Source organism: Bordetella sp., from assembly GCF_051960075.1.
GTDB lineage: Bacteria > Pseudomonadota > Gammaproteobacteria > Burkholderiales > Burkholderiaceae_B > Bordetella.
In genome coordinates this window covers 13,383-37,389 of the sequence record NZ_JBQCER010000048.1, presented here as the reverse complement: position 1 = coordinate 37,389, position 24,007 = coordinate 13,383, and the positions used below count along the sequence as shown (strand labels likewise).

Annotated in this window: 23 protein-coding genes and 1 tRNA gene; 10 read left to right on the top strand and 14 right to left on the bottom strand. The window is 65.1% G+C overall.

Translation table 11 applies throughout. The annotated features are described in order from the left end of the window. Positions 1–20: 20 nt before the first annotated feature. Genes ACTHJ1_RS06290 through ACTHJ1_RS06275 form a run of 4 tightly spaced genes read right to left on the bottom strand, consistent with a single transcriptional unit; the run spans position 21 to position 3,415 of the window. Positions 21–530, bottom strand: coding sequence for an aromatic-ring-hydroxylating dioxygenase subunit beta (locus tag ACTHJ1_RS06290; RefSeq protein ID WP_440189327.1), 510 nt, complete (start codon positions 528–530; stop codon positions 21–23). Beyond that, a complete protein-coding gene (locus ACTHJ1_RS06285; RefSeq protein WP_440189324.1) occupies positions 531–1,823 on the bottom strand; it encodes an aromatic ring-hydroxylating dioxygenase subunit alpha in 1,293 nt (430 codons plus the stop codon). Positions 1,824–1,842: 19 nt separating this feature from the next. Next, positions 1,843–3,096 (bottom strand): NAD(P)/FAD-dependent oxidoreductase, encoded by a 1,254-nt coding sequence (locus tag ACTHJ1_RS06280; RefSeq protein WP_440189321.1) that lies wholly within the window; start codon positions 3,094–3,096, stop codon positions 1,843–1,845. A gap of 13 nt (positions 3,097–3,109) precedes the next feature. Then, positions 3,110–3,415, bottom strand: coding sequence for a non-heme iron oxygenase ferredoxin subunit (locus ACTHJ1_RS06275; protein WP_440189318.1), 306 nt, complete (start codon positions 3,413–3,415; stop codon positions 3,110–3,112). Between the two features lie 231 nt (positions 3,416–3,646). Here ACTHJ1_RS06275 and ACTHJ1_RS06270 point away from each other — a divergent pair, with 231 nt between their 5' ends. Genes ACTHJ1_RS06270 through ACTHJ1_RS06260 form a run of 3 tightly spaced genes read left to right on the top strand, consistent with a single transcriptional unit; the run spans position 3,647 to position 6,776 of the window. Beyond that, positions 3,647–4,534: an N-formylglutamate amidohydrolase gene (locus tag ACTHJ1_RS06270; protein WP_440189315.1), complete on the top strand. Its 888-nt coding sequence runs from the start codon at positions 3,647–3,649 to the stop codon at positions 4,532–4,534. Continuing rightward, the gene (locus ACTHJ1_RS06265) at positions 4,531–5,298 is read left to right on the top strand and encodes an IclR family transcriptional regulator (protein WP_440189312.1); all 768 of its coding nucleotides are present in this window, start codon (positions 4,531–4,533) and stop codon (positions 5,296–5,298) included. The genes ACTHJ1_RS06270 and ACTHJ1_RS06265 overlap by 4 nt, the downstream gene beginning before the upstream one ends. A gap of 53 nt (positions 5,299–5,351) precedes the next feature. Beyond that, on the top strand, positions 5,352–6,776 hold the full coding sequence (locus tag ACTHJ1_RS06260) for an SLC13 family permease (RefSeq protein ID WP_440189309.1): 1,425 nt from the start codon (positions 5,352–5,354) through the stop codon (positions 6,774–6,776). Positions 6,777–6,797: 21 nt separating this feature from the next. On the opposite strand, the gene ACTHJ1_RS06255 is transcribed toward ACTHJ1_RS06260, so the two are convergent. Continuing rightward, on the bottom strand, positions 6,798–8,102 hold the full coding sequence (locus tag ACTHJ1_RS06255) for a sensor domain-containing diguanylate cyclase (protein ID WP_440189306.1): 1,305 nt from the start codon (positions 8,100–8,102) through the stop codon (positions 6,798–6,800). A 318-nt stretch (positions 8,103–8,420) separates the two neighbouring features. On the opposite strand from ACTHJ1_RS06255, the gene ACTHJ1_RS06250 reads away from it, so the two are divergent. Next, positions 8,421–8,496: transfer RNA gene (locus tag ACTHJ1_RS06250), tRNA-Ala, on the top strand. Positions 8,497–8,577: 81 nt separating this feature from the next. Beyond that, positions 8,578–9,606, top strand: coding sequence for a DUF72 domain-containing protein (locus ACTHJ1_RS06245; RefSeq protein WP_440189303.1), 1,029 nt, complete (start codon positions 8,578–8,580; stop codon positions 9,604–9,606). An 85-nt stretch (positions 9,607–9,691) separates the two neighbouring features. On the opposite strand, the gene ACTHJ1_RS06240 is transcribed toward ACTHJ1_RS06245, so the two are convergent. Next, complete coding sequence (locus ACTHJ1_RS06240) at positions 9,692–10,090, bottom strand: helix-turn-helix domain-containing protein (protein ID WP_440189300.1); 399 nt, start codon at positions 10,088–10,090, stop codon at positions 9,692–9,694. Between the two features lie 351 nt (positions 10,091–10,441). Here ACTHJ1_RS06240 and ACTHJ1_RS06235 point away from each other — a divergent pair, with 351 nt between their 5' ends. The 4 genes from ACTHJ1_RS06235 to ACTHJ1_RS06220 all read left to right on the top strand — a co-directional run bounded on the left by ACTHJ1_RS06235 (position 10,442) and on the right by ACTHJ1_RS06220 (position 14,980). Continuing rightward, positions 10,442–12,481, top strand: coding sequence for a sensor domain-containing protein (locus tag ACTHJ1_RS06235; protein ID WP_440189297.1), 2,040 nt, complete (start codon positions 10,442–10,444; stop codon positions 12,479–12,481). A gap of 101 nt (positions 12,482–12,582) precedes the next feature. Then, positions 12,583–13,275: an ABC transporter ATP-binding protein gene (locus tag ACTHJ1_RS06230; protein ID WP_440189294.1), complete on the top strand. Its 693-nt coding sequence runs from the start codon at positions 12,583–12,585 to the stop codon at positions 13,273–13,275. Then, a complete protein-coding gene (locus ACTHJ1_RS06225; protein WP_440189291.1) occupies positions 13,272–14,078 on the top strand; it encodes an ABC transporter permease in 807 nt (268 codons plus the stop codon). Before ACTHJ1_RS06230 ends, ACTHJ1_RS06225 begins: the two co-directional genes overlap by 4 nt. Positions 14,079–14,179: 101 nt before the next feature. Continuing rightward, positions 14,180–14,980, top strand: a complete 801-nt coding sequence (locus tag ACTHJ1_RS06220; RefSeq protein ID WP_440189288.1) for an aldolase — start codon at positions 14,180–14,182, stop codon at positions 14,978–14,980. Positions 14,981–14,994: 14 nt separating this feature from the next. Here ACTHJ1_RS06220 and ACTHJ1_RS06215 read toward each other — a convergent pair whose 3' ends face one another. Genes ACTHJ1_RS06215 through ACTHJ1_RS06190 form a run of 6 tightly spaced genes read right to left on the bottom strand, consistent with a single transcriptional unit; the run spans position 14,995 to position 20,903 of the window. Then, positions 14,995–15,798 carry an ABC transporter permease subunit gene (locus ACTHJ1_RS06215; protein WP_440189285.1) on the bottom strand — a complete coding sequence of 268 codons (804 nt, stop codon included), beginning with the start codon at positions 15,796–15,798 and terminating at the stop codon, positions 14,995–14,997. A gap of 3 nt (positions 15,799–15,801) precedes the next feature. Beyond that, complete coding sequence (locus ACTHJ1_RS06210; RefSeq protein WP_440189282.1) at positions 15,802–16,659, bottom strand: 2-aminoethylphosphonate ABC transporter permease subunit; 858 nt, start codon at positions 16,657–16,659, stop codon at positions 15,802–15,804. Beyond that, on the bottom strand, positions 16,652–17,875 hold the full coding sequence (locus ACTHJ1_RS06205) for an ABC transporter ATP-binding protein (RefSeq protein ID WP_440189279.1): 1,224 nt from the start codon (positions 17,873–17,875) through the stop codon (positions 16,652–16,654). Before ACTHJ1_RS06205 ends, ACTHJ1_RS06210 begins: the two co-directional genes overlap by 8 nt. A 1-nt stretch (position 17,876) precedes the next feature. Further along, the gene (locus ACTHJ1_RS06200) at positions 17,877–18,920 is read right to left on the bottom strand and encodes a 2-aminoethylphosphonate ABC transporter substrate-binding protein (RefSeq protein ID WP_440189276.1); all 1,044 of its coding nucleotides are present in this window, start codon (positions 18,918–18,920) and stop codon (positions 17,877–17,879) included. Positions 18,921–18,940: 20 nt separating this feature from the next. After that, on the bottom strand, positions 18,941–19,744 hold the full coding sequence (gene phnX / locus ACTHJ1_RS06195; RefSeq protein ID WP_440189465.1) for a phosphonoacetaldehyde hydrolase: 804 nt from the start codon (positions 19,742–19,744) through the stop codon (positions 18,941–18,943). 31 nt (positions 19,745–19,775) lie between these two features. Next, positions 19,776–20,903 carry a TIGR03364 family FAD-dependent oxidoreductase gene (locus tag ACTHJ1_RS06190; protein WP_440189273.1) on the bottom strand — a complete coding sequence of 376 codons (1,128 nt, stop codon included), beginning with the start codon at positions 20,901–20,903 and terminating at the stop codon, positions 19,776–19,778. 205 nt (positions 20,904–21,108) lie between these two features. On the opposite strand from ACTHJ1_RS06190, the gene ACTHJ1_RS06185 reads away from it, so the two are divergent. Next, a complete protein-coding gene (locus tag ACTHJ1_RS06185) occupies positions 21,109–21,669 on the top strand; it encodes a phosphonate degradation HD-domain oxygenase (RefSeq protein ID WP_440189270.1) in 561 nt (186 codons plus the stop codon). 48 nt (positions 21,670–21,717) lie between these two features. On the opposite strand, the gene ACTHJ1_RS06180 is transcribed toward ACTHJ1_RS06185, so the two are convergent. Together ACTHJ1_RS06180 and ACTHJ1_RS06175 are read right to left on the bottom strand one after the other, a co-directional pair. Then, positions 21,718–22,593 carry an isocitrate lyase/PEP mutase family protein gene (locus ACTHJ1_RS06180; protein WP_440189267.1) on the bottom strand — a complete coding sequence of 292 codons (876 nt, stop codon included), beginning with the start codon at positions 22,591–22,593 and terminating at the stop codon, positions 21,718–21,720. 28 nt (positions 22,594–22,621) lie between these two features. Continuing rightward, on the bottom strand, positions 22,622–24,004 hold the full coding sequence (locus ACTHJ1_RS06175; protein ID WP_440189264.1) for an extracellular solute-binding protein: 1,383 nt from the start codon (positions 24,002–24,004) through the stop codon (positions 22,622–22,624). Between the last annotated feature and the right edge of the window lie 3 nt (positions 24,005–24,007).

The following is a 24,007-nucleotide window of genomic DNA, read 5'->3' as shown; positions in this document are numbered from 1 at the left end:
AACCGTTCGCCCCGTGCGGATCAGACCGGATAAACCAGGTCGTTCGCGATCATCGCGGTGTCGTAGATCGCCTGGCGCTCCTTCAGCAAAAGGCTGTCGCCCTGGCGCACGAATCGGTCGAAAAGACGCCCGGCCTGATGCAGCGTGGTCGCGCCTTCGACCAGCGTCTGCAGCAGCAGGTAATTGCTCTGCGCGACGATTTCGTCAGCGCCGACATCGAGAATACGCACATTGGAGACGAAATGCAGAATCTGGCGCGGCGCGAACATCTGCGTGCGCGCGATGGCCACCGCCCGGTCGTGCAGCATGTTGCGGCCTTCCGCATAGACCAGGCCCACCGGCAGCCCGTGCGCCGCGTTTTCGAACTCGGTCACGCGGTACAGGCAGTCTTCGGTGAAAAAATCCGGCCAGCGCTCCAGGTCGCCCCCGTCCAGAGCGGCGCAGTACTCGGCGTGAAAATCTTCGACTGCCATGCGGGCGGCCAGCGCCGCGGCGGGAGCGAGCGCTTTCTTTTCAAATCCTGGCAGCATCTAGAACCCCATCACTTCGCGATAATGTTTGTACATGGCGCGTATCGCGGCTTCCGATATCAGATTGTCCGCAGTGCCTATCTTGTCGCCGTCCAGCTTGAGAACGCTGCGGTCGGTGACCGAACGGCGCACGCCTTCCTGGACGAACTTCATCGCTTCGTTGTCTTCCAGGCCGAGAAAACCCGAGGGCCCCATCAGATTGCCCTGGCGCAGGCGGTGTCGCACCATGTCGTCCGTATCGTCTTCGTAGCCGAACATGGTCCACAGCATGATCATGCTGTTCGGGCCATTGGGCACGATATGTCGCACGCCCAGCGTGTTCATCTCGCGCTGCACGACCAGGTTAGGCCAGATCGTCTGCATGGTCACCGACCACTCCGAGTCGAATTCCTTGACGAAATCGAGAAAGCGCTCGTCGCGCAGCGTCATGCCGTCATGGAAAGACCGCATCTCTTTCTTTTTGTCCTCGTCGATCTGCGCGTAGAGCGTGTCGCTCTTGGCCGACGCCATCGTGCCGTGGACGCCGTACCTGCTGTCGGCCACCATGGCCGAGCGGTTGCCCGCTACCAGCAACCCGAACACCACCAGGAACGAGTGCAGCAGCGTCGCGTGGTAGGGATCCTTCAGATTCTCGTGATACATCTTCCAGTTGCACGGCAGCTCGTTCTTGTAGAAGCCGAGGATGCGCAGCTTCTTGCCCGAAAACACAGCGTCGAAATCCTTGAGAATCTCCGGCGTCAGGTAGTCTTCGAGCGGCTCCATGTCGTGCGCGAACGAGGCGAACACCACGCCGTTGCGAGTTGCCACGGCCAGCTTGCGCAGGCCGTGCTCTTCATTGCGAAAGTCCCTGGGCATGCCGCCCAACTTGTTGACGCCGCGCTTGAAGGGTATGCCCTGCAGGTTCCCCTTCAGATCGTACGACCACTGGTGATACGGGCAGACGAACTCTTTGTTGTTGCCGCGGCTGTGGCGGCAGAACTCGGCGCCGCGGTGCGCGCAGCGGTTCTCGAACACATGAATGGAGCCGTCTTCGGCGCGCGACACGACCACCGGGGTCGGCCCGACATAAGACCGCTTGTAGTCGCCGGCGTTGGGGACTTCGGCCTCGAGCGCGACGAAGTTCCAGGTGCGTCCGTGAAAGATGCGTTCGACCTCGAGCGCGTACACCGATTCGTTGGTGTAGACCCAGTCGGGAACGGCATGCAGGCCCTCCTGAGGCCAGGCCAGCGACTCGATGGGCGCGTTCTTGGACGCCAGCGTCGTACTGCCGATGATTGCTTCGTTCGAATACACAGGAGTCTCCGTGGATTTCTCAATAGGGTGTGTCAATGCCGCAGGCGCCGGCCTGGCGCTCGATCTGTCGCAATTTGACGCTCGTGTCGGCAAGCTGCTGCGGATCCACCGGCACGGCCTGCTCCACCAGGCGCTTGATCGCGCGCAGGTCGCCGCCCTGGTTGACGGCCACCGCATAGACCACGACATTGCCGCGCAAGCCGATCAGCATCGATTTGTCGTCCGCGGCGGGACGCTCGATCCAGCGGTCGATGCCCGCATCCAGCAGGCCGAGCATCTGGATGTTCCAGTCGTACTGATCGGTCCAGAACCACGGGGTGGGACGATAGGCGCAGCACTGACCCAGCATGTTCCTGGCGGCAGCGATGGCCTGCTGCTGCGCGTTCTGCCACGACTCCAGCCTGAGGGGTTGCCCCGCCTCGCCGAACGGAAAGCAGGCGCAGTCGCCCGCCGCGTAGACATGCGGGTCGGAGGTGCGGCAATACCGGTCCACCACGATGCCGTTGCCTGTCTCGATACCCGAGGCGCGCGCCACGGCATCGTTGGGTATCTGACCCACCGCAACCACGCAGAAGTCGAACGACGCCGCGCCTTCGTCCTTGCCGGCGATCACGACATCGGTTTCGCCCGCTTCGATCTGCAGCGCGCCCGCATCGAGCGCGATGCGCACGCCTTGCGCCTCGTGCTTGCTTCGCAGCTTTTGCGCAACGGCGGCCGGCAACGCGCGAGGCAACAAACGCGCCGCCTGCTCGAACACCGTTACCTGCAAGCCGCGCCTGTTCGCGCTGGCGGCGAATTCGAGGCCGAGAAAGCCGCCGCCGACGACCGCGACCGATCGGCTGCAGGCGATCAGGCCGCGCAGGCGCATCGCGTCGTCGAGCGTGCGCAGACTGACGATGCGCGCGCCGCAAGGCGCCTGATCGATCTGACGGGCGCGGCCGCCGGTGGCCAGCAGGCATTTGTCGTAAGGCAGCGCCTGGCCGTCCGTCAGGACGGCCAGGCGCTTGGCGGTATCCAGCCGCGCGACGGCGCCGCGGCGCAATTCCACGGCGGACGCGGCGTAGAACCTCGCCTCGTGCAGCCACCCCTTGAAGCAGTCGTCGTCGCTCGAGGCCAGGAGCACGTCCTTGGACAAAGGCGGACGCTCATAGGGGCGCCATGCCTCGTCGCCCACGAGCACGATGCGGCCGCCAAAGCCGTTCTCGCGCAAGGCCTGGGCCGCCTGCCCGCCGGCCTGGCCCGCGCCGACGATCAAAAAGGTTTCCTGCGTCATGGCGAAACGCCGGTCAGAGATCGACCAGGATCCGGTCGTCTTCCACCTTGACCGGATAGACGCGTATGGCCTGAGTGACCGGCGCGCACAGGGCGGCGCCGGTCTTGATGTCGAACTTGCCCTGATGCAGCGGGCATTCGATGCATCCGTCTTCCATATAGCCGTCGCTCAGCAGAGCGAACTGGTGCGTGCAGACATTGTGGGTGGCGTAAACCTCGCCGCCGAGCCGGTACAGCGCGATCTGCTCGTCGCCCAGCCGAACCGCCAGAGGTTCATCTTCGATCAAATCCGAAAGATGGGCTGCGTAGGTGAAAGTCATGTCGGCCGGGCCTCTAAAATAATCAGTATGCTGATTAAATCAGGTTAAGCGGATACGGAATCCGCGTCAATATTCCAGGGCTAGCGTTTACCCGGCTCCCCACCCGCGCTACGATGCCGCGGCAACAAATAAAGGGAAAACCCTGATCATCTTTTGGTCAAAATCGCCTTACGCTTCAATCTAAATATAAAACACTGTTTTATTAGTTAAAACAAAGAAGACACCTGCTTCATGCCCCGCGCAGATTCCCCCGTGCCTAGGACGCCGTACACCCTGGCAGTGCCGACGGCCGAACCGCTTCCCATCGTGTTCGACTCGCCTCACAGCGGCATCGAACTGCCCGACGACTTCGGCACGATCGCACCGCGCGACGCCATCCTCAGCACCTGGGATGCCTTCGTCGACGAACTGTGGTCCGGCGTGCCGGCGCGCGGCGGCTTCCTGCTCAGCGCGCATTTCCCGCGCGCCTATATCGATCCGAACCGCGCCGTCACCGACATCGACGCCGAACTGCTGGACGAACCCTGGCCCGAGCCGCTCGCGCCACAGCCGTACACGCAGCGCGGCATGGGGCTGATCCGACGCTATGCACTGCCCGGCATCCCGCTTTACGACCGCAAACTGTCGATCGCCGAGGTGCGGCGGCGTATCGACGCCTGCTATCTGCCCTATCGCGCCGCGCTCGCCCAGGCCGGCGAATCGGCCTGGGCGCGGCACGGCGCGCTCTGGCACGTGAACTGCCATTCGATGAAATCGCGCGGCAACGCCATGAACGTCGACGCGGGCCGGATGCGCCCCGATCTGGTGGTGAGCGATCGACGCGGAACCTGCTCCGACCCGGCGTTCACGCAATGGGTCGCCGACCACTTCACCGCTGCAGGATACCGCGTGCTGGTGAACGAGCCCTACCAGGGCGGCGACCTGCTGCGCGCCATCAGCGACCCCGCGCGCGGCCGCAACAGCATCCAGATCGAACTCAACCGCGCGCTTTACATGGACGAAAAGCACTTCGTCAAAAACCAGGGCTGCGAAGCGCTCAAGCGCGACCTGGACGGTTTTGCCGACGCCCTCGCGGCCTATGTGCAAGCGCAGTTGCGCGCCGTGCGAGGCCGGCCATGACCTACATCGTCGATGCCGTCGACTATGCGCTCAAGCTGCTGAGCCACGTCGCCGAACATCCCGGGCTGGGCGTGACCGAACTGTCCGAGCAGATCGGCATCAACAAGTCGCGCGCCTACCGCATGCTGTGCACGCTCGAAGCGCACCGTTATGTCGTGCAGGACGTCCGCAGCGCCACCTACGCGCTGGGCCCGCAGGCTTTCGTGGTGGGCGTGGCCGCGGCGCAGCAGAACACGCTGGTGCGAACCGCGTCGCGCCATATGCTTGCGCTCAACCAGGCCATCGACGAAACCGTCGTTCTGCGCGTGCGCGAAGGCCTGGAAACAGTCTGCGTCGCGCGCTGCGAAACCTCGCATCCGGTGCGGGCCGTCGGCGCCGTCGGCAACCGCAGACCGCTCAACAGCGGCGCGTCGGGCAAAGTCCTGCTGGCGTTTGCGCCCGAAGCCGTGCGCGCCGAATACCTGGCCCACGCCGCGCGCAAGCCTCAGGCGGCAGACCCGGCCGTCGTCGCTAAAGCGCTCGGCGCCATCGCGCGCAAAGGGCATGCCGTCAGCCAGGGCGACATTACGCCGGGCGCCGTTGCGATCTCCATTCCGGTGCGGGACATGTCCGGCGACACCATCGCCGCGGTGGCGATTTCCGGCCCCGAAATGCGCATCGGACGCAAGGAAATCCCCGATTACCTCAAACGCCTGCAAGCCTGCGCCGACGCCATCTCCGCCGAACTGGGCTATGCCGGCGGCGTCGCGCGGCCCGGTGGTTGAGCCTCTCTCCTAGCCTACCTGTTCGTAAAACCCCTCCCCAGGACCCGACTCCCATGCTCGCTGCCCCGCTCTCATCCCAACGCGAAAACGCGCCGCACGGCAAGATGCTGCACCCCGTCGTGATGATGCTCTGGGTGCTCATCGCCGCGCTTGCCATGACCTGGTTCGTCGATTCGGGGCAGTTCGAGCGCCACGGCAAACTCGTGGTGCCCGGCACGTATCAGGTCGTGCCCAAGAGCCACGACATGGCTACGCTCTTCGCCCCGACCGTGACGCGCAGCACCCCGCAACATGCCGCGCCCGCGAGCCTGGTTTCGGTGTTCGTCGCCATACCCGGCGGCCTCGTCAAGAACGCGCCGCTCATCGTCATGGTGATGTTCGTGGGCGGCATGTTCGGCGTCATGCGCCGCACCGGCGTCGTCGATGCCGGCGTCGACCGGCTCCTTCAGCTCACCTCAGGAAACGTCTACGTGCTCGCGCCGATGCTCATGATCCTGATCGGACTAGGCAGCACGCTGCTGGGCTTCATCTCCGAATACCTGGTCATCATCCCCATGGTCGTGCTGCTGGCGCAGCGCCTGGGCCTGTCCAATCTTTTTGCCATCGCGCTGGTCGCCATCGCAGCCAAGATCGGCTATGTCGCCTCGGTCACCAACCCGCTGGCGCTCGCCGTCGCCCAGCCGCTGGTCGGCGTGCCGCTTTTCAGCGGCATCGGCTTGCGGCTGGCGGTATTCGTCGTCTTTCTCGCGATCGGCATCGCCTATCTGCTGTTTCATGTGCGGCACACCGGCTATCGACGCGTGGATATCGCAGGTGCGCTGCCGGCGTCCCAGCCGCTCTCGCCGCGCCACAAAGCGACGCTGGCCGTGCTGGCCTTCGCCGTCGCGGCGCTCGTGTTCGGCACACGCGAATTGAAGTGGGGCAACATCGAGCTCTCCGCCTTTTACGCGGCCATCGCCATCGTGACCGCGCTTCTGGGTGGGCTCGACTCGCGCAGCGCCAGCGATGCTTTCGTCGACGGCATGAAGAGCATGGTGCTGGCCGGCCTGCTGATCGGCCTGGCAGCCTCGATCGAGCAGATTCTGCACAACAGCCTGGTGCTGGACACCATCATCAACGACTTCACGAAGCTGGCCAACGGTCATTCGCCCGCCTGGGTAGCCAACGGCCTCATGGCCGTGGAAATGCTGCTCGACGTATTCATTCCGTCGGTGTCGGGCAAGGCCGCGGTCAGCATGCCCATCATCGGGCCGATCGCGCAGCTCTCCGGCGTCACCGGCCAGACCTCCGTGCTGGCCTTCGTGCTGGGCGGCGGCCTGACGAACATGGTCACGCCGACCTCCGGCATGCTGCTGGCCTATCTCGCGACCGCGCGCGTCGGATTCGGCGAATGGCTGCGCTTCATTCTGCCGCTTTTCGTGATCCTGCTGCTGCTGTCTTCGGCGGTGTTGGCGTTCGCGGTCGCGACCGGGTATTGAGGCGCCCCGGGCGCATGCCGTTCAGGCGCACTCGATGCGATTGCGCCCGTTCTTCTTCGCGCAGTAGAGAGCCTGGTCGCTGCGCGACAGCGCGGCCTCGGAGTCGGCGTCGTCCATGCGCAACTCTGTGACGCCGATGCTCACTGTCAGCGGAATCGTCTCCCGCCCGTGCGACAGCAACTGGGACGCCAGGCGGCGCTGAATGCGCTGCCCCACCAAGCACGCGCCGGCCGCATCGGCGAGCGTCAGCAGCACGGCGAACTCCTCGCCGCCCAGGCGTCCCGCCATATCGGCGGTCCTGAGCTCCATCTGCAAAATGCCGGCGAAATGGCGCAGGGCCTCGTCGCCTACCGCATGCCCCCATCGGTCGTTGATGGCCTTGAAATTGTCCAGATCGAACATCAGGACCGCGGCGGGCAAGCCGTTGGTGCGGCGCAGATAGGCGAAATGCGCCTCGAGGCAACTCATGAAATGGCGGCGATTCGGCAGCCGGGTAAGCCCGTCCGTCGTTGCCAGCTCTTGCAGCTCGGACTCGATGCGCTTGCGCTCGGTGATGTCGGTAATGAACCCGTGCCATACCGTGGAGCCATCGGGCAGGCGCTGCGGTTTCGCATCCCCCTGGCGCCAGCGCAACCCCTGCTTGGGCAGGCAGACTCGGTACTCGAGATGCCATGGCGCGAGGCTGGCGGCCGATTGCACGAACGAGGCGCGATAGGTCTCCAGGTCCTCCGGATGGACCAAGGCCTCGATGCATGCCGCATTGCGCGCGACCGTCTCTGGCGCCAGCTCGTAGATGTCCGCAATGCCTGCGCTCACGTAGGGAAACGCCATGCGGCCGTCCGGCTGGCGGCTGCACTGGAACACCAGGCCCGGCACTTCGTTGGTGAGATTGGTGATCAGTCCGACCGTTTCGCGCAGCCGTTCGGCCATTTCCCGTATCGACGTGATGTCCGTGGTCGTGCCCACCATGCGCAAGGCGCGCCCCTCGCTGTCGCGGCTGGTCACCTTGCCGCGGCTGCATATCCACTTGTAGCGGCCGTCCTTGCAGCGGATGCGGTGCTCGACCTCGTAGCTCTCGGTGCGGCCCTCGAAATGATCCCGCATCGCCGCCTGCACATAGTCCCGGTCGTCGGGATGCAGGCGCTCATAGGCGTCTTCGATGCGCGTCGTCAGCTCGTCGTCGTCATAGCCGAGGATGGCTTTCCAGCCTGCGGAGTAGCGGATCTCTCCGGTGACGACATTGCGGTCCCAGATGCCCGTGCCGCTGCCTGCGACGGCAAGCGCCAGCCATTGCTCGCGCGCCGTGTCGGTTTCGTTGCATTGCATCGGCTCGCCCGCCGTCGAACCGGCAACCGATTGGTCGGCTTGAGTGTCGGCCCATGACGGCGCGGACCATTGCGAAGTGGCGGATCTTGACATGTAACAGCAGACAGGCGAATGGTTCCGCCCCTGACAATACCATTACCTGACGAGGTCGGGTCTCCTAGGGCGCGCTTTATTTCAAGCGCCGCATCATAATGCAACACCGGCTACCGCAGTGCGGCCCGGCGCCTGTGCACGGCCCCCCGGGTGTCGGCCGACAAGGCGGGAGAAGCGATCGCGCGCCGAGGCGCGAAAAATACGGTATAGTTGCGGTCTTGCTTTGGGGCGGTAGCTCAGCTGGGAGAGCGTCGCGTTCGCAATGCGAAGGTCGGGAGTTCGATCCTCCTCCGCTCCACCAAAAGCTCTTATCAATCCACCCCGATTGAGCCTAAAAGCCTTAGAGACGTAAAGCTCTAAGGCTTTTTGTTGTCCAGGACAAGTGACCCAGGCTTCCTTCTTCGACGACGAACCCGCTGCGCCCTCTCCCAAGCCACATGCACAGCGCGCGGGCGGTAAGGCCGTTCCCGCCGCCGAGCACCCCGAGCCGCTGCGGGAATTGGGCGCGGCCTTGTCCAAGGATGTCTACCTCGGCACCTCCTCCTGGTCTTTCGCCGGCTGGAACGGCCTGGTCTACGGCGCAGAAGTCAGCGAATCCCGGTTGTCGCGCGAGGGGTTGCCCGCTTACAGCGCGCACCCGCTGCTGCGCAGCGTGAGCCTGGACCGCACCTTTTACGCGCCGCTCTCGCAAGCGCAATACGCGCGCCATGCGAGCCAGGTTCCCGATGGCTTTCGCTTCGTGGTCAAGTGCCCGAATCTTTTCACCGACGCCGTGCGGCGCGGCGAGCGCGGCGCGCCGACAGGCCCGAATCCCAATTTTCTCGACGCGGCCGAAGCAGCCCCGCACTTCGTCGAACCGTGCGTGGCGGGCCTGGGCGCCAAGGCGGGGCCGCTGGTGTTCCAGTTTTCGCCGCTGCCGCTGGAAATCCTGGCCGATACGGCGGCTTTCGTGGAGCGCCTGTCGGCTTTCCTGGCCGCGCTGCCGTCCCTGCCCCTCGCGCAAGCGCACGAGCAGCCTTTCTACGCCGTGGAGTTTCGCGACCCCGACGTGGTCACGCCGCGCATGATGCGTATGCTGGCCGAACGCGGTGTGCGGTATTGCGTGGCGATCCATGCGCGCATGCCGTCGGCCGAGCGCCAGATGCAGGCCGTGGCGGCAACCGGGCCGGGGCCCTTGGTGGTGCGCTGGAGCCTGCTCGCGGGCAAACGCTATGACGACGCCAAAGCGCGCTTTTTTCCCTTCGACAAGATCGTGATTCCCGATCCCGCCACGCGAAGCGCGCTGGCTCGGGCCAGCCGCGCCGCAAGGGACGCGGGGCAGCCGGTATGGATCACGGCCAACAACAAGGCGGAGGGCAGCGCGCCGCGCACGCTGGAGCTGCTGGCGCGCGAGATTCTCGCCCTGTCTTGATTCGAAATGGCCCATGCGTGCCGACAGGCGGCACCCGGGCCCTAAGGGTCAACCCGGCTGCCGGCGGGTTCGGCAACCGCTCTCGTCATCTCGACGTCCACCCCTCGTCCGACGACTCGGCTTTCTTCAGTGGCTTGGGTGACATTGCCTTCTTCAACTTTTTTGACAAATGATCGACGACGCCGACGATGAAGGATCGATCGACGGGGCTGAGCCCCTGCAGCATCCGCTCGATGCGCATGGCCTGGTCCGTGGGGCGCCTGCTGCTCTCGACGAAAAAAGCCTCGATGCCGCACCCGAACAGCTCCGCCATCGCGTACAGCTTCGGAATTCCGGGGCCGTTCAATCCGCGTTCGATCCGTGAGAACGCCTCGGCGCCAATGCCGAGCTTTTCGGCCACCTGCTCCTGTGTGTAGTCCGCAGCCCTACGCTTTTTTGCGATGGTCTGCCCCATCTTCTTGAGAATTGCCTTGTCTTTCTCCATGGGTGCCATCTCCTGTTTCACTCATAGGAAATGGTTGAGCATCAACTCATAGTAAGTAACACACCTTTAAGTCTATGCACGACCAAAAAGTTTGTGATATACGTACTAAAAGGTTGTCTTATGCCTATTTTAGTTGAAATTTGCCACGATCTACACAGGCGGGATATTCCGTACAGTCAGAGAAACTCGAAATGTCCGGCCGCGCCGCCGGACGGCCGGCGAAGCTCTGCGGGCGATGGGCCGCAAATGGCATGTCCGCCCCGGCATGCCGGAAATTCAGTCACATCTATTGATGCCTCATCTATGTTTTCCCTATGCACCGCAGCCGGCAACCGTATCGAAACCGTATCCGTGCGCCCTCTCATCGGCCGGTGGCGCTGGCACATTCCCAGCAAAACCGGAACCTGTTCGAAGAAAGCGCGCAAAATTCTCAATCTGGCGGAATCGGCCAGCGCCCCGGATCGCCAGCAGATCCGGCAACAATTCGACGATACGTCCTGGGAGCAGCTGACCTGCGCGGCCAAAGCGGCGATAGAGACCGGGTCGCCCAACACCTGCCAGCTCACGCTTTGCCAACCCGACGGCGCCTGCAAATGGATCCGCATACACATCCGGCCGCATGCGAATTCCGACGGTCGCGTGTGCCAGCTGTCCGGATCGGTCGAGGACATAACAAAAGAAAAAGAATCGGGACTCGCGCTCGATAGCCTTGGATGGTTCATCGATTCGATCAGCGACGGCATCACAGACTGGAACCTCGTCACAGGCAAGGTTTTTTATTCCGCCCGCTTTTACGAAGTGCTGGGCATGCGGCCCGAGTCCGACGGCGGTCCGCTGCCTTTTCGCGACCGGCTTTTTCCGCAGGACCAGGACAGATTCGTCGGCGCCGTCCAAGACCATCTCGCATCCCGATCCAGCGGTATCGACGTCGACTTCCGGGTCAGGCATGCCGACGACCCATGCAGACGGCTGCGGCTGCGCGGCAAGGTGGTGAGCCGCGACAAAGAAGGAAAGCCCCTGCGGCTGATCGGCATACTCACCGACATCTCAGACCACCGGCTCGCCGGCGAGGATCTTCCGTCGATCGCGCGCACCAGCCGCGGTCCCGCATCGAGCAGGCGGCAGCTTTCCGAGCGGCTCGAAGACGCCTTGGCGCAGGCCGGCGCAAGCGGCCGCCTGGTGGGCGTGTGCTTCATCGATCTGGATCGGTTCAAATCGATCAACGACGAATACGGCTATGCAGCGGGCGACAGTCTGCTGTCCCGCGTCGCGGGAATCATCAAATCCAGCATACGCAGCGCCGATACGCTGGCCCGACCGGGCGGGGACGAATTCATCGTCATCCTGAACCAGCTCGAATCCATCGAAGAGTGCCGATCGATTCTGGACCGGATACTGCGCAATCTCTACCAAGGCGCGGCGATCGAGGGCGGCTACGTCATCAAGGCGTCCGCCAGCATCGGAGTCACGCTGTTTCCCTACGATAACGCCGATGCCGACGCGCTGATCCGACATGCCGACCAGGCCATGTACGCTGCAAAAGAGGCGGGAAAAGGCGGATACGTCATCTTCGATCCGGAAGGCGAGCGCAAGCTGCAGCGGCGCAACCGGGAGTTGGTGCGCCTGCAGGAGGCCATCTCGGGCAACGAACTCGTGCTGCACTATCAACCCAAGGTCGATCTCGCGACGGGACAGATCAAGGGCGTCGAGGCGCTGGTCAGATGGCGGCATCCCGACCTGGGCTTGCTGCTGCCGGGCCAGTTCCTGCCCAGGATCGCCGGACACCAGCTCGAGTTCGCGCTCGACTATTGGGTGCTGAAAACGGCAATCGAACAATGCCGCACATGGCTGTGCGAAGGCAGGTCGTTGGCGGTCAGCATCAACGTCAGCGCAGCGCTCCTTCAAAAGACGGATTTCTACGACAGCCTGTTCGGATTGCTACGCAGAGAACCGCCGGTGCCGGCGGCGCTGATCGAATTGGAAGTGCTCGAAACGTCGGCGATCAGCGACATCGACAAGACGGTGCATATCCTCACCCAATGCAGGCAGATGGGCGTGCGCGTCGCGCTCGACGACTTCGGCACCGGCTATTCGTCGCTGTCGTATCTGCGGGAGCTGCCGCTCGACACCTTGAAGATAGATCAGTCCTTCGTGCGGGACATGCTGGTCGATTCCGACGATCTGGCGCTCGTTGACGGCACCATCAAGCTTGCCCACGCTTTCGATCTGGACGTCGTCGCCGAAGGCGTGGAGTCCGAGGCGCATGGCCAGAAGCTGATCGAGCTGGGCTGCGTGACGATGCAAGGGTTTGGCATCGGCCGGCCCATGCCGCCCGACGATCTCGTCGATTGGCTGGTCGCATGGACTGCACGGCGCGCAGGAGACCGGTGATTCCGGCCACCAGGGAAATAACGGCGAGATATTCCGCGGGCGCCGGCGCTTTCCCGGCTCGGATCGGCGACAATCGCGTCATTGTTTGCACGAATCGTCATATGGCCGATACGCTGTTGATCGAAACCCGCGCGATCGCCCGCCGCGATCCCCGCAACGGACAGTTTCTGCTGCACCCCGCCGACTTCTCGCTGCGTCAGGGCGAGCGCGTCACGCTCACAGGCCCGTCGGGTTCGGGCAAAAGCGTGTTCATGCGCGCGCTGGCCCTGCTCGATCCGCTGGACGGCGGCGCCGTCCACTGGCAGGGCCGGCCGGTCTCGCGCAGCAAGGTGCCCGCCTACCGCCGTCACATCGCGTATCTGCGACAGCGCCCTGCCCTGCTCGACGGCACGGTGCAGGAGAATCTGCGCTACCCGTTCGGCCTGCACGTTTACCGCGGCATGCAATACGACCCTGACAAGGCGCTCGGCCTGCTCGCCGCGGCGGGCCGCGACGCCCAGGCGCTGCTGGATCGCCAGGCCGGCGACCTGTCGGGCGGCGAGGCGCAGATCGTCGCGTTGGCCCGCACGCTGCAGCTGAACCCGCAAGTGCTGCTGCTGGACGAACCCACCGCATCGCTCGATCCGGACTCCGCCCTGGCCGTCGAGGCGCTTATCTCCCGCTGGCTTGAAGACGACCCCGCCGGGCGCGCCACGCTCTGGATCTCCCATGACCCGGCGCAGGCCCGGCGCGTGGGCACGCGCCATATCGCCATGCAGTCCGGCGGCCGGCTGACCGCGGAGTGCGCACCATGAGCCCAGCTCTGCAAGACCTGAGCCTGGCGGATCTGGCCATTGCCGCGTTGCTGGTGCTGATCAACGGCGCCGTGTCGATGCTGCTGCGCCTGGATCTGGAGCGCCGACTGCTCTGGGCGGCGCTGCGCACGGTGCTGCAGCTGCTGGCCGTGGGCTACGTGCTGGGCTGGGTGTTCGCCTACGACCGCTGGTATGCGGTGCTGGCGCTCATGGCAGCCATGACGCTGATCGCCGGCATATCCGGCTCGCAGCGCGGCCCCTGGCGTTATGCCGGCCAGACTCTGGACAGCATCGTGTCGATCTGGATGGGCTCGTGGCTGGTGGCTGCCGTGGGCCTGCTGGCGGTGATCCGCATTCATCCCTGGTACACGCCGCAGTACGCCATTCCCATTCTGGGCATGATCCTGGGCAACACGCTCACCGGCGCGGCGCTGGGCGTGGAACGCATGACGCACGAGCTGACCGCGCGGCGCGACCGCGTGGAATCGGCGCTGGCCCTGGGCGCCACCCGATGGGAGGCCGCGCGCGAGCCTGCGCGCCAGGCCGTGCGCGCAGGCATGCTGCCCACGCTCAACCAGATGACGGTGGTCGGCATCATGAGCCTGCCGGGCATGATGACGGGCCAGGTGCTGGCGGGTCAATCGCCCTTGCAGGCCGTGCGCTATCAGATCGTCATCATGTTCCTGATCGCCGCCGGCTCCTCGCTGGGCACGCTCGGCGCGGTGCTGCTGACCTATCGGCGGCTGTTTTCGGCCGACCATTGCTACCTCGCCGCGCGCCTGCTGCCGCGCTCGACGCGCTAGGGCCTGTCGACACCCAAAGACCCTGGCCCGACGGCGCCGCTAAACTAGGCCGCATCGGTCGGCATCGCGCCGCGCAACGACGCAACGGAAGGGAAGGCATCATGGCCCACACGATGAACACGGAACCCGGCCTGAACGACTTGGCCGCAGATCGGCTGGCCGCCCTGGACGCGCACGCCGTGCGCGAGGCCCGGATCGACCTGGCCGCGTGCTTTCGCATGGCCGCGCGCCTGGGCATGGGCGAAGGCATCTGCAACCACTTCTCGGCCATGCTGCCCGGCAGCGACGAGTTCTTTCTCGTCAACGCCTACGGGCTGGCCTTCGACGAAATCACGGCCGGCAATCTGCTGGTGTGCGACCTGCACGGCCATGTGCTGCAGGGCGCCGGCAAACCGGAAGCCACGGCCTTCTACATTCATGCGCGCGTGCACAGGCGCCATCCGCGCGCCCGTGCGGTGTTTCACACGCACATGCCCAACGCCACGGCCCTGTGCCTGATCGAGGGCGCTCCGCTGCTGTGGGCCGGACAGACCGCGCTGAAGTTCTGGGGCCGCGTGGCGGTGGACGAGCACTACAACGGCCTGGCGCTGGACGAATCCGAAGGCGACCGCATCGCAGCCACCCTGGGCGATCAGGACGACGTCGTCTTCATGAAGAACCACGGCGTGATGGTCCTGGGCGCATCCATCGAACGCGCCTGGGACGATCTGTACTACCTGGAGCGCGCCGCCCACGTGCAGCGTCTGGCCGCCTCCATGGATCGCAAGATCAAGCCCATCGCACCGGACATCGCCGCCCGGACCGCCGCGCAGATGACGGCCGAAGATCCGGCCAGCGCACGCGCCCACCTGGACAGCGTGCGCCGGCGCCTGATGCGCAGCGAGCCGGATTTCAGCCGGTAAGCCGCGCCGTCGCGCTATCGCGCGGCAGGCATGGTCCTGGACGCAATGCGCTCCAGGGCCAGCAACAGCAGCAAAGTCGTGACGATCAGCACGATCGTCAGCGCGGCGCCGGAGAACACCGCGCCGCGGTCCGTCAGACCGAAGATCGTGACCGGCAGCGTCACCCAGCCGGGCGGATAGACCATGACGGTCGCGCCGAGTTCGCCCATGGACATGGCAAAGCTCAAGCCGAACGCGGCGAGCAGATACGGCGCGATCATCGGCAGCGTCACATGACGCAGGCGGTAGGCGGGACGCGCGCCCAGACTGGACGCCACCTGTTCGAAATCGGGCGGCAGACGCGACAGGCCTGCCGAAACGTTGCCGTACGTGAAGGCCGATATCAGCACGAAGTGCGCGATCATCACGATGGCGATCGTGCCGTTCAGAAGCAAAGGCCGCTGGCTGAACGCCACCAGCAGACCCAGGCCGACCGACACCGAAGGCACCGCGCTGGGAACGAAGAACAGCCAGCCCAGGCGCTTTTGCCATTGCTCGCCCTGCAAGCGCAGCGCCAGCGCGGCCCAGGTGCCCATGACGAGCGCCGCCAGGCTGGCAAAAAGCCCGGTCGCCAGGCTCGCCTTGATCGCGCTGCCGTTTTCGCCGGTGAAGACGTCGCGGTAATGCGCCAGTGTGGGACCTGTCGGCAAGGCGCCGTTCCATTGGCTCGAAAAGCTCGCCATGGCGATGACGGCGAGCGGCGCAAAAAACAGGACGCCCAGTATGGCGGCGGCGGCGATCCAGACGGCGACGCGCCCCGAGCGGGACCAGATCAGCATGGCTCACGCTCCCAGCCGGCGTGCGGCGGCGCGATACAGACCGAACAGACCGAGCGACAGCACGATGTTGATCACGGCGATGATGCAGGCGGCTTGATAGTCCGACTCCTGAATGGCCTTGCTGTAGATCAGGAGCGGCAGCGTCGTCACGCCCTTGGCGCCGATGAACAGCACGACGCCGAATTCGTTGATCGTCAGGAGCAGGCACAGGCTGCCCCCGGCGATCAGCGCCGGAAAGGCGGCGGGCAGGATGACCTGGCGTATGACCCGCCAGGGGCGCGCGCCCAACGTGCTCGCCACCTCGATCTGGCTCGGATCCATCAGCGAAAGGCTGGCGAGCAAAGGCCGCAGTACAAAAGGCAGATAAACCGTGATCTCGGCGAGGATGACGCCCCACATCGAATACAGAAACTGCACGGGCGGCTGGGCGAAACCGAAATGCAGCTGCAGCAGGCTATTGAGGATGCCCGCCGATCCGTAGATGAAGGTAAAGGCCAGCGTGACGAGAAAAGTCGGCAAGGCGATGAAAGTGTCGACCAGTCGTCCGACGAACACGCTTCCCGGAAAAGGCACGAACGTCAGAATCAAAGCCAGCACCAGGCCGAGCAGCAGACATCCGGCGGTCGCCGACGCGGCGATCTCGATCGTGTTCAGCAGCGCGTGCCCGAAGTAGCGGGCATGCAGCACGTCGATGAAAGGTCGGATCGTCGCCGCGCCCGCATCGTCGCAGAAAGCCTGCCGCACGATCAGCGCCAGCGGATAGAAAAACAACCCGGCGATGACCACGATCGGTACGACGGCCCACCCGGCGTTGCGGGTGCGGGGAATCGCATGAAGGCGCAGAGCCGCGGTATCAGACATGCGCCTCGTCCGGAATCAGGCTCGCGTCGTCTGCGGAAAAGTGGATGTCCATGCGGCTGCCTGTCTGCGGCAGCGCATCGGGCCGCGTCAGTACCACGCGCACGGGCGTGTCCTCGACGTCCAGCGCAAGATGCGTCAGCTCTCCTTGCCAATGCACCGAACGCAGGATGCCGGTCAAGGTGTTGAGGTCGGCACGGCCGCGCTGCAGCGACAGGTTCTGCGGACGCACGCAAAGCAGGCGCCGCGCGCCCGGCGCGACCTCGCCGCCGCTGGCATGGACCGAGAACGAACCGACCCGTACTCTGGCGACCCCCGTCGCATCGGCCGGCGCTTCGACCACGGCCGGCAGCAGGTTCGCGCGGCCGAGAAACTCGGCGGCGAAGCGGTTAGGCGGATGTCGATAGAGCTGCAGGGTGTGGCCATGCGCGCTCAACTCGCCGTCGCGCATGATCGCGATTCGGTCGGCCAGCGTCAGCGCCTCGCTCTGGTCGTGCGTCACGTACAGCACGGTCAGGTGCGGCAGTTCGCGGTGCAGGCGCGCCAGCTCTTCCACCATGCTGCGGCGGATCTGGGCGTCGAGCGCCGAGAGCGGTTCGTCCAGCAGCAGCACGCGCGGACGCACCGCCAGCGCGCGGGCGATGGCGACACGCTGCTGCTGTCCGCCCGAGAGTTCGCGCGGGTAACGGCCGGCATATTGCGTCATGCCGACGATATGCAACGCCTCCTTCACCCGCTCGGCGATGAGCGACTTCTCGACGCGTTGCGCTTTCAATCCGAAAGCCACGTTCTGCTCCACGCGCATGTGCGGGAACAAGGCGTAGTTCTGCACGGCCATACCCAGGCCGCGCTCGTAGGGAGGAAGATCGGTGACATCGACGTCACCGATGCGAATGCGGCCGCCGGCCGGCCGCACGAATCCGGCGACGGCCCGCAACGCGGTCGTCTTGCCGGATCTGGACGGACCGATCAGCGCGAGGAACTCGCCGGCCTCGACCTTCAGGTCGAGCGGCTTGAGCACCACATTGCCGCGATAAGCCACGCTCACCTGCTCGAACGAAACGGACGAACCGCCGATCGTGTCGCGCGACGCCCTCGCGCCTGGATGAGAGGCCGCCGCGATGGCCGGCCGGGCGGCGTCGGCGCCGCCGGACAGCGTCCAAGGCTCCGGCACGCCCTCCTGGGAAGATGCGAAGGTAGAGAGCGTGGGCGTCGTCACATCAGCTCCCCGTCACTTGGCGCCAGCGCGAGACGTCGGCGGGCAGATCCTTCAACACCGCATTCCAGTCAGGCGTCCAGATTTTCACGCCATGCATCGCCTCGTGAAAGCTCTTGTAGTTGGCGTCGGTCGGGGTAACGTCCTTGCGCACCGGCAGGCCGTAGGCAACCGACGAAACGGTGGACTGGGCCTTCTGCGACAGCAGGAATTCGATCAGCTTCTTGCCGTTGTTCGAATCGGGCGCGCCGCTCACCAGACCGACGTAGTACGGCAGCGACAACGCCGTGCGCACGCCGTTCGGGCCTGCGGGCCAGAACACGCGGATGTTCGGGTTGTCCTTCATCTGCACCATGTTCATCTGCAGGTCGCCGTTGGCCACCAACAGTTCCGACTTATTGACCAGGGCGGTCAGTTTGCCGGTGGACGCCGACGGGCCGACGTTGTTGTCCTGCAGCTTCTTCATGAACTCGAAGCCCGCGTTCTTGCCGCCGAACGCGTGGTTGACCAGCAGCATGACGGCGGTGCCGTCACCGGCCTGGCCGGGGGTCGAGTACTGGATCTTGCCCTTGAACTTGGGATCGAGCAGATCGGCGAAGGACTTGGGCGGCTGCTTGAGCTCGGAAGCGTTATAGATGAAGTTGGTGTAGTTGTTGACCAGGGGCTGGTAGCTGTCGGTGCCGCCTGCGATATGGGCCGCGGCCGCGGGGCGGAACTTCTGCAGCAGGCCCTGTGCCTGCGCGCGCTGGATGAAGGGCGGCAAGGTCACCAGAACGTCGGCTTGCGGATTCGATTTTTCCTTGGTCAGGCGTTCGACCACGCCGCCCGAACCGCCTTCGACGTATTGGACCTTGATGCCGGTTTCTTTGGTGAACTCGGCGAACTCGGTTTCGTACCAGCTGCCCTTGCCGTCGTGCAGGCCGTCGGCCGAATAGACCGTGACCACGCCTGCGTCTGCCCAGGCCGGCACCGCCGCCATGGACGCGAGCGCGCAGACCACGCCCGCCGCCAACACCTTGATCTTGCCGTGCATGTGATCATTCTTCATGTAATACCTCTTGGGGGTTATCAAGGACGCAGACCCTGCGCCAATTTGCGTTCAATATCGTCGATGACGGGCATCAGGTCCGCCACCGTATCGATCACGTAGTGCGCGCCGTGCGCCTCGAGCGCCTCGGTCGCCCGACGGCGCACGGCGTCGAGCGCGGCGGGATCGGCCTGGCGGACTTCGTCCGCGGTCAGGCCGGCTTCGTTGCCGCTGAGCGCCACGCCTATCGTCCAGCAGCCGGCGCGCACGCCCTCGTCTATGCCCACGCCGGTGTCGTCGACCTTGACCACCGTATGGGCCGGCCACACGCCCAGGTCGAGGAAGCACTTGTACATATTCATCGGCGTCGGCCGGCCTTCGGGCAGATCGCCGGCGCAAACGAGGTTGTCGGCCTCGTAGCCTTGCGCTTTGGCCAGCGGCAATACGCGCGCCATGATCGAGCGCGTATAGCCCGTGGTCGAGCCGATCTTCAGGCCGCGCGCGCGCAGCGCCTGCGCGGCTTCGCGCGCGCCGGGCACCAGATCGGCATAGCGGTGCACGACCTCTTCGTTCATGGGGACGAACACGCGATAGATCGCGTCGACGTCGTCCGGGCCCGGCTCCCTGCCGTGCCGCGCCGTCCAGGCCTGGCGCACGCGCGGGATCCTCAGCATGGCGTCGATATGGTCCCACTTGGGGCGACCCATCGGTTCACGGGCCTCGGCGATCGTCACATCGACGCCGAATTGCCTGAAGGCCTCGACGAACACGCCCATGGGCGCGAAAGAGCCGAAATCCACGACGGTTCCGGCCCAATCGAAGACGACCGCCTTCAGCTTTTCCACATTCATCTTTTCCATTTCTTTTGCTCGGCTTTCACGAATACAGGTCGGCGACGGCCTGCTCGCCCAGCGCGAAGCCCGTCGAAGCGCCCGTGCCGCCCGTCACCATGACAAGACGGATGTGATCGGCCGCCTTGTCGATCAGCACCGTACGGTCGCCGGCCGACACATAGGAACCGACCCAGCGTTGCACGACTTCGCGACGCGGCAGATCGAAAACCCGGTCGAATTCGTCGAGGATCAGTTCGTCGAAGCGGGTGCGCGCGAACGGTTCCTGGCTCGCGCCGTAAACATGGCTGTCGCCCACGACGAGCGAGCCGTCAGCCGACTGCACGACGATCAGATGGATGCCCGCCTCGCGGCTCTCGCGCTCTTCTTCGTCCAACCTGCGCGCCAGGGTGCGCGCTTCGGGTAGTGCGTCGAAGCCTTCGTAGCGCGCCAGGCTCATGTCGGACATCACCGCCGCGCCCAGCCGCGCCTGCTCGCTGTTGGCCGCGAGCCGCAGCATCTGCAGCGTGCATATCCGCAGTCCGTATTGCGCGATCCGCTCGGGAAACAACGTAGAAAGATCGTCGCCGGGGCATATCACGACGGTCTCGGCGTGCACGACGCCGCGGCTGGTTTCGACGCGGTGGCCGTCGATCGCGTGGACCGCCGTGTTCCAATGGAACGAAACATCGTGCCGCTCGGCCAGCCACGCGGCGATTCGGGGAATCGCCTGGACAGATTCGACGCGGATCTCGTGGGGGCTGTAGAGAATGTCGCGCACATCGTTCATGCGCAACGACGGCGCCATGCGCGCGGCTTCTTCGCGAGTGACCATGCGGCAGCCCTGCCCCATGGGCGTGGCGTGGAAGGCATGCAGCACCGCCGCGGCTTCGGGGCGGCGGGCGGGAAGCAGCAGGCCGCGATGGATCACGTCGATTCCGGCCTGCTCGGCCACCTGCAGCCAGACGTCGCGGCTGCGCATCGCGCGCTCCCAATGGGCGCCGGCCTGCTGCCCGGTGACCGTGACGAAGCCGAAGTTGCGGATCGAGGCGCCGATGGCCTTGGCGCCGCGGTCGAGCACGGCGACGCGCTTGCCCTTGTTCACCGCGGCCAGGGCCGCCGACAGACCGACGATACCCGCCCCGACGACCACGACATCGAACTTGCTTTCCACGCACACCTCCGGCAAAGCGCCCACCGGCGTCGTGACATATACCGACGCGCAATGAACTGCAGGGCGGCACTTTATCTACGTTATATGTAGGCTCGGTGACACCGGCATGTCGGTTCGATGACAGCAGGCCTTGCGCCTCGCGCGTTCACGGCCCGGTCATCTGTGCCTCGCATACTGGGCTTGCGCAATCGGATCGGAGCACACCATGAACGATGTCATCGAAACGCAGGGCCAGACCCTCACTCTGGAACAGATCAAGGCGCTTTTCGACGGCTATGGCACGGCCTTCTACGGCGCGGAAGCCGTCACCCAGACCCAGCACGCGCTGCAATGCGCTCACCTGGCCGAACAGGCCGGCGAAGAGCCCGAACTGATCGTCGCCGCACTGCTGCACGATCTGGGCCATCTGCTGGAGGCCTCGAGCCAGACGGAAGACATGAGGCATCAGGAAGTTGCCGCCGCGGCGCTGGCGCCCGTCATGGAGCCCGGCGTCATCGAGCCCATCCGGCTGCACGTGGCGGCCAAACGCTATCTGTGCGCTGTGGACGCGGCTTATCACGACACGCTATCGCAGGCGTCGAAAGACACCCTGGTGCTGCAGGGCGGCCCTTACGATCCGGCTGCAGCCGAAGTTTTCATCATGCAGCCGTACGCCGAGGCCGCGGTGCGCCTGCGCCGCTATGACGATCTCGCCAAAGACCCCGAGGCCGTCACGCCGCCTCTGTCGCACTACTTGCCGATGGTTGCCAGGCTGCTGAAGGCCTGAAACGAAAACGAGCGGCCCAGGGCCGCCCGCTTGAACCGGCAACGCGGATCAACGCTCGGCGTAGCGCTGCTCCAGATCGTCGTAGAGATCTTTGCTGACGAGGCGCTGGCGCTCCTTGAAAGGCGCCAGCAGATTGGGATCTTCGTCGAGCTTGCCGTCGCGGCGCAGGGTCGACAGCGCCTTCTGCATGCCCAGCACCGCGCCTTGCAGCGCCGCATTGGCGTACAGCACCAGGCTGTAACCCTGCTTGCCCAGATCCTCGGCCGTCATGGTGGGTGTCTTGCCGCCCACCACGATATTGATGAGGAGCGGGTGGTTGAGCCGCTTGGGAATTTCGCGGATTTCTTCCGCGGTGGTCATGGCCTCGACGAAGAGAATGTCGGCGCCCGCCTCGGCAAAGCGCGCAGCCCGTTCGACGGCGCCCTCGAACCCCTCGACCGCCCGCGCGTCGGTGCGCGCGATGATCTGGAAGTCTGCGTCGCGCCGCGCGTCGGTAGCCGCGCGGATCTTGTCGAGCATTTCCGACAGCGGCGCCACGGCCTTGCCGGCAAAGTGGCCGCAGCGCTTGGGAAAGACCTGGTCTTCGAGCTGGATGGCGTCGGCGCCGGCGCGTTCGAGCGCGCGCACGCTATGCCACACATTGACCGCGTTGCCGAAACCCGTGTCGGCATCGACGATGAGCGGCAGATCGACCGCATCGCGGATGCGCGCCGTAGCATCGGCCACATCGCGCAGGCCGATGATGCCCAGGTCGGGCACGCCGTAGTGCATATTGGTGAGTCCGGCGCCCGTGAGGTAGACGGCCTCGAAGCCCTGATCCGCGACGACTTTGGCGCTCATGGCGTTGAACGCCCCGGCCACGATCATGCCGTTGCGCCGCGCCACTTGCTCGCGCAGGATCTGTTTCGTCGACTTGCTGCTCATTGAGATGTCTCCTGATGCCCGGCCGTTGCTACTTCTTGGCCACGGGCTTTTTCTTGGCCACCAGGTGATGAACCGGAGCCGGATGATGTGCAATCGCCGTTTCGCCGCCGGCCAGCGTGTGCGCCTGCATGGCCGCCAATTGCAGCGCGGCCATCGGCGTCATCTTGTCGGCGAAGGCATCGTCGAGCGCATTGCCGAACACGGCCTGGATGCGCTCGTAGTTGTTGATGCGGAAACCGCGGCCGGTTGCGGGGGTGGGGCCGCTCATGGAGGCGATCACGGCCTGGGCGCCCGGAATGCGCTTGTAGTAGGACACGTCCGACGCGCGGAAGGCGGCTTCGGTCAGCGGCAGATAGCCCGTGTGCTGCGTCCATTCGGCGGCGATCACCGGCTTGGACAGCCAGCCCAGGAACTCGGCCGTGGCCTTGTCCTGGTCGGCCGGATGGCCTTCGGTGGCCCACAGCGCCGCGCCGCTGACGAACGGACGGCCCGGCGAAGACGTGGCTTGCGGGTAATAAGGCAGCGGCGCCACGCCGAAATTCAGGCCGCGAGCCGCCTGGAAATCGCCCATCGCGCCCGAGCCGCTCAGCAGAATGCCGCACTCGCCGCTGGCGAAGGCGGCGTCGGAACTGCGGTCGTTGCTGTGCTTGGGATACATCTGCGAGTCGACCCAGCTGACCATCAGCGCCAGATGGCGCATATACAGCGTGTCGAACTCCATGGTCGGCGCGGCGCGGCTGGCGCTCAGGCCGTTTTCGTTGCTGGTGAGCGCCTGGTTGTTCACCGGAGCCAGGTTCTCGATATGCACCATTACGTCCTGGCTGGTGGCGAAGGAGCAATCGACGTGCGCCTGGTCGCGCACCTTGAGGACCTGGGTCTGCAGGTCGGCCCACGTGCGTGCCGGCTGGTTCGGATCAAGGCCGGCTTTCTTGTAATCGTCGATGTTGTAGAACATCAGCGGGATCTCGGCCATCCAGGGAAAGGCCAGCAGATGCCCCTTGGCGTCGTGCACGAATTCGGTCGTGGCGGGCAGGTACCACTTGGCGTCCTTGATGGGGTATTTGGCCAGCAGTTCGTACAGCGGCTTGATGGCGGCGCGTTCGGCCACGACCTCGGGCGAGTGGTTGTCGGCCAACTGCATGAGATTGGGCGCATGCTTGGCACGGATGGCTGCATCGGCCTCTTGCTTGAGCGCGGTTTCGGACGCGAACGCGCGCAGGGTCACTTCGACCCCGCTCTGCTCTTTGTTGTACTGCTTGACGAGCTTTTCGAACTCGGATTTGTTCACGCCCGTGAGCGTGTGCCAGACCTGAATCTGGGTGGCCGCCTGGGCGGCCACGGGGGTCAGGACGGCCAGCGCGGCGCCGGCCAGCCATGCGCGCGAGGCGCGGGTGAACTGCGATGTCTTCATGAT